Here is an 11,899-nt window from a genome sequence, read left to right as displayed (position 1 = left end):
TCCTTTTTTGTCACGCCATAGGGGATCCACATAGCTTGCCGAAAAACTCTTGATGGTCGTTCTCAGAGCAGATGAAAAAGGCATTCCTAAATCCAAATTTTATTTTGTGAAATAGTGTATTGGCAGTAGCAGACTTTTTATGCCCACAGAGATTGCACTGCCGGGCTAAACTCCTTTTTTGACCTGACAGGCACTATGGTTGCACTTTAAGTATTTGTAATCGGTTTAGTTCTTCAAACCTGCTAGATATTTTTTTGCAATCCAAGTCGGTATTGAACCGACTATAGAACTCTCGAAGATTTTGACCGTTGAATATATTCCGTAATTCATTATTTACTGGCAATCGCGATAGGCGTTTAAACTTTTGACCTCTATAATTTATTTTAAATTGTGTACGTATACTATTTAATTTTCTGTTATTTTCGCATTCTTTATCTTTAATTCATTAAAATGACTATCAAAGAAATAGCAAAATTAGCTAATGTTTCGCTGGGTACTGTAGATAGGGTAATTCATAATCGCGGAAAAGTTTCAAAGAAAACCAAAGAAAAAGTACTAGAAATCTTGGAACGGGTAAATTACCAACCCAATATGTTTGCCAGGGGCTTGGTGTTGAACAAGACGTATTCCATATGTGCCTTAATTCCTTCTTATAATGAAGGTGAATATTGGGAGATGCCAGCAAGGGGTCTGAAAAAAGCAGAGGAAAATTTGAAGCAATTCGGCATTAACTTGGAAATTTTCTATTTTGATCAAAATTCGGTTCAATCATTTATAAAACATTCTAATAAGATTATTAGTCTAAAGCCTGATGGAGTTATACTTGCACCGGTAATTAATTTTGAAGCTGTAAAATGGAGCTTGCAATTAAAAAGGCTGCAAATTCCTTTTTCCGTAATCGATTCCAAAATCTCCAATAGCGGGGCTTTAGGTTTTATAGGTCAAGATGCTTTTCAAAGTGGTAAATTAGCCGCTAAACTACTATGTTCAGAAATAAATGGGCAAGGCGTAATATCAATAATATCCATTAAAAGCAACGAAAATCATAATAAGAAGCTACAACTGCGTACTGAGGGTTTTAAAGAATATATTTATAACAGCGATTTTATCGATAATATTTCTTTGGTTGAATTTGATATCCATCAAGGTAGTTTAGATTGGAAGAACACTCTAAAAAATGCCTGCAGCCCTAATGGGGATACCGTTGGTATCTTTGTTCCAAGCTCAAAAGTATACTATGCGGCCGATTGTATTGTGGAAAATTTTGCGGAAATGAAGAAAATCAAACTTGTAGGTTATGATTTAATAAAAAATACCGTTTCACATTTAGAAAGTGGTGTCATAAGCTATGTCATCGGTCAGCGACCTGAAAGCCAAGGTTATGCTGCATTGGATGTTTTTTATAAACATCTTGTAAATAGGCAAGCTGTAGAATCCGAAAAATATTTACCGCTTGATATAATTACCCGAGAAAATTTGATGTATTATAATGCGAAAATAGATACGAATGAATGATGGAAAATCGTACTATTTATCTACTGTTAAATTAAGAGCATAAAGAACAGCAATGCGAATACAAAGCTCTCATGACCAAATAACTACGATCTACAAAAAACGGTGGGGAGTAGAGGCTTATCACAAATCCATAAAAAGCAATACGGGTTTTGGCAAAAGCCCAACGAAAACAATCAAGACCCAAACCAACCATTATGTGCTGTCCATCGTGGCCTACATAAAACTGGAATGGTTGAAACAGAGGACCAAAAAAAATCATTTTGCAATGAAAACCCAGATATACCTGGCCGCTCAACAAGCGGCTTATGCAGAACTCAATAAGTTATCAACACCAAGGGCAGCATAACGGCCCTTTTTGATTAATTTTTGCGTAAGGTGAGTTACTGATATGGAAACAGAGAAACTTAAGGAGAAAATCCTCTCGCTGCCCACCACAGAGCGGGATCGGCTATTGAAAAAAAATCGTGACACCATCCGCACGGCAGATTTGACCGTGCACGCTTCCCGCCGTCACGAGCTGGACAACAAGATGGGATCCTGTCCACACTGTTCGCACAAGAAGTATATACGCCAAGGCACTGACAACGGGGTGCAACGCTATAAATGCAAGTCCTGCAATAGGGGTTTTACGGAATACACGGGCACTTGGATAGCCGGCTTTCAGAGGCGCGATAAGGTGGGCGAATATCTGAAGTTAATGATAAACGAGAATAGCCTGGACAAAATAAGTGCCGCCCTCGGAATCAACAAGAAGACCGCTTTCGACTGGAGGCACAAGATACTTGCCTCGTTGGTGGGCGACGGTGGGGAGTTCACTGGGATCACCGAGAGCGGTGAGTTTTTTTCCTTCGGTCTGAAAAGGGCATGGAGGTAAAGGTCGCAGGCCCAGGGAACGGGGTGGCAAATCAAAGAAGAGGGACGTGAGCAACGAGCAGGTGGCGGTTGATGCAAGCCAATATGCTGCCACTTGTACTATTTATGAAGACCCGTTGCCTGGGAGAGTGCACGGGGATCTCCTTTATCGATTCCACTCCCGTGAGGGTCTCCAAGAACAAGCGCATAAAATCCAACAAGGTCTTTGAGGGAATAGCAACCACTGGGAAGTCCACAATGGGCTAGTCCCACGGTTTTAAACTCCATATCATAGTGAACGATAAGGGGGAAATTTTAAATTTCGTGATTACCCAGGGAAATGTGGACGATAGGGAACCTCTTAAAGAAGGGAATATATTGAACAAGATTTTTGGAAGCCTATATGCAGATAAAGGATATATATCAAAGGATCTCGCAGCGATGTTATTTGATGATGGGCTGCATCTGGTCACCAGGATACGCAATAATATGAAAAACGTACTGATGACAATGAGGGACAAGATATTGCTAAGGAAACGTTCAATAATTGAGACGATAAATGATCAGCTCAAGAATATTTGCCACGCCGAGCATTCGAGACACAGAAGCTTTGGAAATTTTATAACCAATCTGGTGGCCAGTCTAATTGCCTACTCTTTTCAAGAGAAAAAACCAGCAATAAAATTTGAAGGACAGCCTAACGCAAGTGGTCAACTCGCATTATTCTGCTAATTGCTTAGGTCGAACTCAGGTTATCAGTTAAAATACCGTGCTTTAAAACCTTAAAGTCATCAGTCACAAAAACATGGTCCAATCCCAAAATATGGACCGACCCATCTAAAAGTTTTTTCCAAATATTCCATACTAATTTTTTATTTTAACAATTAAACTCCTGAAAATGAACTAAAGCCTCCATCTACTGGCACAATTGTTCCAGTCACGAAAGACGCTGCATCGCTTAATAGGTAATGAACAGTACCATTTAATTCTGAAGCATCCCCAAATCTTTTCATGGGAGTTTTTCTAATCACGGTCTTCCCACGTTCTGTATAAGATCCATCCTCATTGATAAGTAGCTTTCTGTTTTGGTTTCCAATAAAAAAGCCAGGGGCTAAAGCATTAATCCTAATTTTATCATTAAACTTCATTGCCATTTCCATAGCCATCCACTTGGTAAATATCTCAATCCCAGATTTTGCCATAGAGTAACCTAAAACCCTGGTTATAGCCTGAGTAGAGGCCATTGACGAAATATTAATGATCACTCCAGAACCTTGTTCTGCCATAATCTTACCCAAAGCAAGTGAAGGCATTACAGATCCCATTAAATTTAAATCTAACACCTTCTTTAAATCTCCTGTGGAAATATCAAAAATAGTTTGGTCTGGATTTACCGTTGCACCTGGCATGTTTCCTCCTGCTGCATTAATTAAACCATCCAATCGTCCTTCTTTTTCTATAATTTTAGTTGCTATTTCAGCAAGTAGTTCTTCATCTAGGACATCGGCCGTATAACCTGAAGCCGAATTCGGCATTATGGCATTAAGTTCCTTTACACGTTTCTCAGTATTTTTAGGGTTATGTGCCAAAATAATTACTTTGGCTTCGTTTTGAACCAAATATTTGGCCATGGAACCTCCCAGTACTCCACCCCCACCCGTTATAGCGATGACTTTATTTTTAATTGAAAAATTATTGTTCATAATTATGTGTTTATATTATTTAATTTCTTAATTCTGACACTCAGAAAATGAAACATATTTTTTCACAACCATCCGAAAGTTGAAAAATAAAATAGCCTGAGAATCCCTTATTTTTGTTTTGGACAAAAAAAATAATTTTTATGGGACTCTTCAGGCGCACTAAAAATACAAACAAACCTCTTCTTCGACAAATAATTGACCTATGTCCTCGCTGGATGCTCACGCGTTGTGCCGATGAGCACAATGGCGACAAGGGGTGCAGCAGATATAAGACCTACGATCAATTCGTTGCCCAAACTTTCGGACAGCTGAATAAATGCTACACTCTTAGTGACATTTCCACTGGTATCGGGGTCAGCGAAACATTTATTTCGGATTTGGGTCTTGAGCAGAGCCCAGCGCGTTCTACCATGAGCGATGGCAACAAAAAGAGGAGTTATAAAGTCTTCGAGAGCTTATATTACCGGTTGTTAGGGCACTATGGCCGACTATTGTCGAAGCACGGACAGTCTCATATAATCAAGGAAATCAAAGACCGTGACATAAAATTGATCGACAGCACCACGATCAGTCTATGTCTGTCCATGTTCGATTGGGCAAAGTTTCGGACAGCTAAAGGAGGTATAAAAATACATACCTGCTGGGACGATGCCATGATGATCCCCGATATGGTCAATATAACAGAGGCAAAGCTCCATGACAGCAAAGGACTGGCCCAATCCGTTTTCCGAAAGGGAACGGTCATCGTGGAGGACAGGGCGTACTTCGATTTTCTGTTGATGCGCCAGAGGATCGCGGCAGAAAATGTTTTTGTCACTCGCATCAAGATCAATACGGTCTATCAAACCTTGGAAGAACTGGAGCTCCCCGAAGGTAGCGATCAGGATATCCTAAAAGACGAGATCATCGTTTTACCAAGCAAGAAGGCCGTGGAAACAGGCATTGCGGAACACCCTCTCCGGTTGGTGCACGTTTATAAGCAGGACGAGAACAAAGTGATAGAAATAATCACCAACAACTTGGATTGGAGCGCCAGGACCATCGCGGACCTTTATAAAAAACGATGGGATATTGAACTTTTTTTTAAGGCGATAAAACAGAACCTCCAAATAAAGACCTTCCTTGGAACCAGTGAGAACGCCGTAAAATCACAAATATACATCGCGCTCATAACCTATTTGCTGCTCCAGATAATTGTGAGGACAATAGCCAAAAAAGAACATGCATTTTCCAATTTCGTGGAAAAGATCAGGATCTGTCTATGTTTTTATCTTACCCTCGATTATGCCTGCAATACCGTAGGAGAAGGGGCGAAAAGAATAAGGGGTCAGACCAAACTCCACTATAGGGTAGATCCAGACTTATTTTCTCCCATTAGCCCTAATTGAAGCCTGAAAATAGGGGTGGCCGAAGGTTTTAGGTTTAAAGTCAAAAACTTTCGGATGAGTGTGATACAAAGAATAACATTTTTCAAAGTGGTAGAAGAAGGTATTACGGACTCAGGTGTTTCCGAAGCTTACTTTACAGCACCAATTTGCATAACGATATCATTTGGTCTACCGCGTGGACCGTCTTTTTGGAAAGCTTGCCTGTTTCCCGTATTTCGGTAAGGACACTTATGCTGCGGATTCACATCGCGTTCAGCGGGAGTTACCTTTGAAGAAATGGTATCATTGATGAACTCCTCCCCAATAGAACAATTGTAGTTTTTGATGCCCCTATCCTTCATATAGCGGCATATCCCATTTCTCCACATAGACTTGTACCATTCTACCCTGTGCTTAGTATAGCAGTTTTGCTCTAAATAGCGGGTACAATCTTCAATCATTGTCGTAATTGTTTGATTTTGTTTCATTTTATTGCTTATTAGTTTTTGTGGCAATGTTGCCACCTATGCAAATAGGCAATAATTTTATGCGCTGTGATTATAGAAAGTGAAGGCTGACCAATAGCCAGTCACACCGTTGTTTTTAAGAAAATGTTTTAGCATATACTTTGCATAAAGATATTCTTCACATAAAAGAAGCCTTCTATCACCCACCGGGTGCTGTAGATTTCCATGGTCTTATTAAAGCTCAATTTTGGTTAGTGGTAATTATGGTGTGCCAAGCCCACTCTATCGCTAGTCTCTTTGCTTGGCTATAACATAAAACCATCTTGATGTTTGAAAGGTAAAACTACGTAACGAGCTCCCGCTATTTTGAATAAGGGGTTCACTCATCAGCTTCAAATATTGAACTTTTTTCCAATATCGTAATAGGTAAAATCTTTGCCATACGCTTTAATATGGCAGTCGAACACCTCTTTTTATTGTAAAATCTCCGTTCCCAAAACTAGTTTTTCCTGCAACCATTATTGGTGCCATTCCGAATAAGCACGCTTAGACCAACAGACCGGTACCGAATAAGGCCGCAGTGAATAAAAATTCCGAATTTGATATCTTGAAACCAATCTGAGACAGGTCTGGAATCCAAAGATTTCTAGGCTGGTTATTAATGCTCTTGCACCTGTAAGGAACGATACAGACGCTCAAGCAGGCTAATAAATATAATAACATTCTTGTTTTAACTATTCGAGAAATCTTCATCCATTTTTTAATGATCTATACCACAATGAGTATTACTACTTTTACCGAGTTTTAAGATTAACATTATGCAGGAATATAAAGAATTTAATAAATGTGTTAATCCGTTCGTTTTATAACAAGCTAGAAACCTTTCAATCAAAAAATGGCAAAACTATGATTGACAATACTTCAAAGCTAAACAAGACGTCTATTTCTAAAAAAAACGAAAAACGATCTATAAACCAGTCGATTTCAAAGCAAAGTGTCTAAAAAGAATCCGTTCTTGAATAATTGAAATATACTTAAAAATAAGGTGTAAGTTTCATTAAATAAATTTCAAAGATTTCCGTGAAACGGAAGTAAACCCCATTCGGATTCAATCTGAAAATCCTATTTCGGAAATAAAATATACCTAAGGTTCTAAGCTAGCGTTTGGCGTAAAACAGCTATCTTGAAAAGAATTTGGATTATCTCTAAACCATTCAATTTATAGATATTTAGTTTTATAAATAGTAATAAATCGTGTTTTATCAGTATTTGTTACAAAATCCAGCGGTAGGATAAACTTTCATACCATATACAGCTTTCTGTAGGTTTTCTAAATCCAAATTTATATCATAACAGCAAAACTCATAAAATTTACTTGATTATAATTTGAAATATCCCGTATTCAAGGCACCTGTATTATATACTTATCTATACAATAAACTGGTATTAATTTTAAAAATATGGACTAGATATGGACTAAAATATCAAAATCAAAAACTCAACTTACTGTTTTACAGCAAATTGCGGTTTATTTAAGTGACCCCGGCAGGATTCAAACCTGCAACCCTCAGAGCCGAAATCTGATGCGCTATTCAGTTGCGCCACGAGGCCATTATTGTTAGCTGTTAGCAAAAATTAAAACTGCTAAACTTAAACTTCTAGATTAATTTTCTTTTTACAATTGTAGAAATCGTTCTACCGTCAGCTCTACCGGCTAGTTCGTTGCTGGCCATTCCCATTACTTTTCCCATATCCTGCATTCCGCTGGCTCCGGTTTTAGCGATAATCTCGTCTACTTTAGCTTCAATTTCAGCTTCGCTTAACTGCTCCGGTAAAAAAGATTCAATTACTGCGGCCTGTTTTTCCTCAGGTTCAGCTAAATCAGCCCTATTCTGTTCCCTGTAAATCGCAGCGCTTTCCTTACGTTGCTTTACAAGTTTCTGTAAAATCTTAAGTTCTTCATCTTCACTCAAACCGTCTTTTGCAGCGCTCTCCGTATTGGCTAATAAAATAGCACTTTTTACCGATCGTAAAGCTTCCAGTTTTTCACTGTCTTTAGCTTTCATAGCAGCTTTCATCTCTGCCATTACTTTATCCTGTAAACTCATAAATACATCATTGTCATTTCCGCGAAGGCGGTAATCTAAGCAGCGAAGATAAAATATTAAAATTAAAATCCCCACTTATTCTCCCTGCAAAATTAAGTATCTTGAGACGCTAAACTATAATTCACTTATGAAAAACCTAATTTCAATTATCCTCTTATTGCTAAGTTTTTCAATTTCAGCGCAACAGCGATTTATAGACAGTTCTTTTCAGTTAAAAAACACTGAAACTAAAACCTACGCCACCAAAAACGGCGAAGCTTTAAAGCTGGATATTTATCAACCTGAAAAAGATACCTTGCAACAACGGCCGGTCATTATTTTTATGCACGGTGGTGGCTTTGCAGGTGGAACCCGCACAAATTCGGCCGAAGTAAAATTTGCTGAGACTGCGGCAAAAAAAGGCTATGTCGCTGTTCAGATTTCATATCGGTTAACCCGAAAAGGACAATCTTTTGGTTGCGATTATAAAGCCTCCGGAAAAATGGAAACCTTTAGACTGGCTGCAGAAGACTTTATGGATGCCGTTCATTTTATGGTAAAAAATAAAGAGGAATATCAAATTGATCTAGACAAAATAATCGTTGGCGGAAGTAGTGCAGGGGCTGAAGCGGTTCTAAACGCTGTTTATAACGAAAATCTGATGTTTGATGATTTCTCAAAATATGAGAACATCAATTTTGCAGGTGTTTTCTCCCTGGCCGGCGCCATTGTAGATGCACGCTATATTACTGAAGAAAATGCAGTTCCCGGGGTATTTTTCCACGGAACCGAAGATAACCTAGTCCCATACGCTACCGCCCCACACCATTGGTGTACTCCTGACCAACCGGGTTATATTATGCTAGACGGCTCCAAAACAATTACTGAAAAACTGGAAAATTTGAATACTGCTTATATGCTTTATAGTTTTAAAGACGGAAAACACGAACACTCAGGAATGCCTTTTGACTATTTACCTGAAGTCTTCGAATTCTTTTATTCGGTGTTCCTAAATGAAGAAAACCGTCAAATTGAAGTCTGGAAATAATATTCTTTTAATGAAAGCATAATTTATGAAAACCGCATATCACCTTTTCGTTCTCTCCTTCTTTTTGAGTTTGAATCTTTTTGCCCAAAGAAATATTCAAACCATAAACTCAGCCTGGGAATTTTCTTCGGAAAAAAATGAGAAAACCGAAATTGTAAATATTCCCCACACCTGGAATGATGAAGATGCTTTCCGCGATGGGAAAGAATATTTCCGCGGAAAAGGGATTTATCAAAAAACGCTATTTGTACCGCAGGAATGGCAGCAACAACAGGCATTTTTAAAGTTTGAGGGCAGTAATCAAATCACCACTGTTTTTGTAAATGATAAAAAGATTGGTGAACATCGCGGCGGTTACACAGGTTTCGTTTTTGATATTTCTGAAGCACTAAATTATGGCGAAGCTAACCAGCTAAGAATTGAGGTTGATAATGCGCACAACACCGATATTCCCCCGCTGGATGCCGATTTCAATTTCTACGGCGGAATTTATCGCGATCTACAACTCATTCTCACTAACAAAATCCACTTTGAACTCGAAAATGAAGCTACCGGGAATATGATTATTAAAACTCCTGATGTTTCTGCGGAAAATGCCCAGGTTACTTTTGAAAGCCAAATCGTAAATCATTCTGAAACTACAAAAAACCTACAGGTGAGTGTAGATATTTTCAGTCCAGAAAAACAGAAAATCGAAACTTTATCCAAACAAGTTCAGCTTTCGCCTGCTGAAAATAAATCGGTTAGTTTCAGCAAAGAAATCAATCATCCGGAATTATGGTCGCCAGATGCGCCCAGTTTATATTATGCCGTAGCGAAGATTTCCGAAGAGAATTCCGAAGAAATTTTAGATGAAATAGATTCCAAATTCGGATTGCGTTGGTTTGAAGTGAGCACCGAAAAAGGCTTTGTTTTAAACGGAAAACCCATAAAACTCATTGGCGCCAACCGTCACCAGGATTTTAAAGGTTTAGGCAATGCATTGCCCAACAAGATCCATAAATCAGATTATAAAACCATAAAAGAAATGGGCGCTAATGTGATTCGTACGGCGCATTATCCGCAGGATCCAGAAGTTTACAAAATATGCGACGAACTTGGTTTATTGGTGTGGACTGAGGTTCCTGTAATCAACGATGTCACCGATACCGATGCTTACCACGATGTTTCACTTAAAATGCAACGCGAGCAAATTCTGCAGTTTTACAATCATCCTTCCATAGTAATGTGGGGCCTAATGAATGAGATCTTTATCAGGTTAGTTTTCAATAATCAGATCACTGAGGAAGAAAAAACTGCCAAGATCAAAACCTCGGTGGAACTGGCCGAAAAGCTGGAAAAAGAAACCAAACGCCTGGACCCCGATCGATTGACCGTGATGGCTTTGCACGAAAACGAATTATACAACGAATCTGGAATTGCTGACATTCCCGATGTAATTGGCTGGAACCTTTATTTTGGCTGGTATTCTCCCGGTTTGGATAGTTTCGGCGAGTTTTTAGATGATCAGCACAAACGTTATCCCGACAGACCCCTCTTCATTTCGGAATATGGTCCGGGTGCCGATTCCAGGATTCAGACCGATGATCCCAAACCCTGGGATTATTCTGAAAGCTATCAATTAAAACTCCATAGAAGTTATTTAAACCAGGTGCAGGAGCGGGATTTCGTATTTGGAATGACCGCCTGGAATTTCGCCGATTTTGGTTCTTCATTTCGGCAGGATTCTCGCCCTTATATCAATCAGAAAGGTTTGGTTAATATAGACAGGAGCAAAAAAGACATTTACCATTATTACCAGGCGAGATTACTGGAAGAAGCTTTTATATATATTGCCGGGAAAAATTATGAAAAACGCTATCCGAAAGACCAAAATGATAGTATAACAATTACGGTTTTTTCAAATGCTGAAGAGGTAAAATTGAAAGTAGATGATTCTGAATTCACCTCGGAAGTTGATGATGGTATTGCAGTTTTTGAACTTTCCCTTTCGGAAGGAAAACATCAATTAACCGCTACAGACGGAACAGTTTCACATTCCCGGGAAATTGAGGTGAAATACCGAAAAAACCTTGTTCCTGAAATTGATCAAAACGCGATAATGATAAACGTGGGAACCCACGTGAATTTCACCGATGAAATTACCGGCGAAACCTGGATTAGTGACCAGGAATATAGTGATGGTAGCTTTGGTTATGCTGGCGGAGAGGTTTACCAGAAAAACAGCAGCAAATTCCAGGGAACAGCTTCAGATATCCAAGGCACCGAAGACGATCCGCTTTTTCAAACGATGCGGGAAGGAATTGAAGCCTATAAATTTGATGTAAAAGAAGGAAATTACCGTGTGACACTACTCTTCGCCGAACCTGAATATAATGCTTCCGAAGAAAATATTTATAACCTGAGTGAAGCTGAGAAAAAGGAAATTTCCGGCTTAAGAAGTTTTGATGTAAAAATTAATGGAAAAACACTTTCCAGAGACTTCAACCTGGCTCGGGATTTTGGCAGACTTCGGGCAGTTGAAATTTCTTATGAGGTAATAACCGAGGATGGGATTTCAGTAGAATTTAAAGAGAATTCAGGAAAAGCATTATTATCCGGAATTAAATTAGAAAAATTGTAAGGGAATTATGCCGCTCCGATGGAGCTCTTTCTTTCTAATGAATATGTTGGTTATAAATATACCGCCTCGCTGAGGCTTGTTTGCAGATTCCCCAAACAATTTTTTAAACCGAAAAAAGTCTATCAGAACTCCATAGGAGTGGCATATTTATAGAAAAATGACAGTTAGATTTTTTTAAAAAAGCTCCAGCGGAGCGGCACAACTCAAAGCCTATATTTCTCAAATCACTCTGGAAAC

Annotated in this window: 9 protein-coding genes, 1 tRNA gene and 3 pseudogenes; 7 read left to right on the top strand and 6 right to left on the bottom strand. The window is 38.9% G+C overall.

Annotated elements, in window-relative coordinates; translation table 11 throughout:
- Window positions 1-27: 27 nt before the first annotated feature.
- A pseudogene (locus B5488_RS18120) lies at window positions 28-343 on the bottom strand (IS1595 family transposase); the annotation flags it as partial.
- Window positions 344-450: 107 nt separating this feature from the next.
- Here B5488_RS18120 and B5488_RS02755 point away from each other — a divergent pair.
- The 4 genes and pseudogenes from B5488_RS02755 to B5488_RS02735 all read left to right on the top strand — a co-directional run.
- Entirely contained in the window at window positions 451-1,515 is a 1,065-nt protein-coding gene (locus B5488_RS02755) for a LacI family DNA-binding transcriptional regulator (RefSeq protein ID WP_079733882.1), read from the top strand.
- 52 nt (window positions 1,516-1,567) lie between these two features.
- Window positions 1,568-1,861, top strand: coding sequence for a transposase (locus B5488_RS02750; RefSeq protein ID WP_079733881.1), 294 nt, complete (start codon window positions 1,568-1,570; stop codon window positions 1,859-1,861).
- A gap of 42 nt (window positions 1,862-1,903) precedes the next feature.
- Window positions 1,904-2,471 (top strand): annotated as a pseudogene (locus B5488_RS02745) (transposase); the annotation flags it as partial.
- Window positions 2,458-3,099, top strand: a pseudogene (locus B5488_RS02735) (IS982 family transposase); the annotation flags it as partial. The pseudogenes B5488_RS02745 and B5488_RS02735, both read left to right, overlap by 14 nt.
- 152 nt (window positions 3,100-3,251) lie before the next feature.
- Here the strand turns inward: B5488_RS02735 and B5488_RS02730 are convergent.
- Window positions 3,252-4,070: an SDR family oxidoreductase gene (locus tag B5488_RS02730; protein ID WP_079733877.1), complete on the bottom strand. Its 819-nt coding sequence runs from the start codon at window positions 4,068-4,070 to the stop codon at window positions 3,252-3,254.
- 140 nt (window positions 4,071-4,210) lie between these two features.
- Here B5488_RS02730 and B5488_RS02725 point away from each other — a divergent pair, with 140 nt between their 5' ends.
- Window positions 4,211-5,458 (top strand): IS4 family transposase, encoded by a 1,248-nt coding sequence (locus tag B5488_RS02725; RefSeq protein ID WP_079736478.1) that lies wholly within the window; start codon window positions 4,211-4,213, stop codon window positions 5,456-5,458.
- A 128-nt stretch (window positions 5,459-5,586) separates the two neighbouring features.
- Here B5488_RS02725 and B5488_RS02720 read toward each other — a convergent pair whose 3' ends face one another.
- From B5488_RS02720 to B5488_RS02710, 4 genes are all read right to left on the bottom strand, one after another.
- Window positions 5,587-5,898: a hypothetical protein gene (locus B5488_RS02720; RefSeq protein ID WP_079733876.1), complete on the bottom strand. Its 312-nt coding sequence runs from the start codon at window positions 5,896-5,898 to the stop codon at window positions 5,587-5,589.
- Window positions 5,899-6,403: 505 nt separating this feature from the next.
- Window positions 6,404-6,544 (bottom strand): alpha-L-fucosidase, encoded by a 141-nt coding sequence (locus B5488_RS18375; RefSeq protein ID WP_146128763.1) that lies wholly within the window; start codon window positions 6,542-6,544, stop codon window positions 6,404-6,406.
- Between the two features lie 897 nt (window positions 6,545-7,441).
- Window positions 7,442-7,515, bottom strand: a tRNA-Arg gene (locus tag B5488_RS02715).
- Between the two features lie 47 nt (window positions 7,516-7,562).
- Window positions 7,563-7,970 carry a GatB/YqeY domain-containing protein gene (locus B5488_RS02710; RefSeq protein WP_407690215.1) on the bottom strand — a complete coding sequence of 136 codons (408 nt, stop codon included), beginning with the start codon at window positions 7,968-7,970 and terminating at the stop codon, window positions 7,563-7,565.
- Between the two features lie 169 nt (window positions 7,971-8,139).
- On the opposite strand from B5488_RS02710, the gene B5488_RS02705 reads away from it, so the two are divergent.
- Together B5488_RS02705 and B5488_RS02700 are read left to right on the top strand one after the other, a co-directional pair.
- A complete protein-coding gene (locus B5488_RS02705) occupies window positions 8,140-9,039 on the top strand; it encodes an alpha/beta hydrolase (RefSeq protein ID WP_079733875.1) in 900 nt (299 codons plus the stop codon).
- A 25-nt stretch (window positions 9,040-9,064) separates the two neighbouring features.
- Complete coding sequence (locus B5488_RS02700; RefSeq protein WP_079733874.1) at window positions 9,065-11,662, top strand: glycoside hydrolase family 2 TIM barrel-domain containing protein; 2,598 nt, start codon at window positions 9,065-9,067, stop codon at window positions 11,660-11,662.
- Window positions 11,663-11,899: the final 237 nt, after the last annotated feature.

It is taken from the genome of Salegentibacter salegens (genome assembly GCF_900142975.1).
Taxonomy (GTDB): domain Bacteria; phylum Bacteroidota; class Bacteroidia; order Flavobacteriales; family Flavobacteriaceae; genus Salegentibacter; species Salegentibacter salegens.
This window is presented reverse-complemented; position numbering and strand designations above follow the sequence as displayed.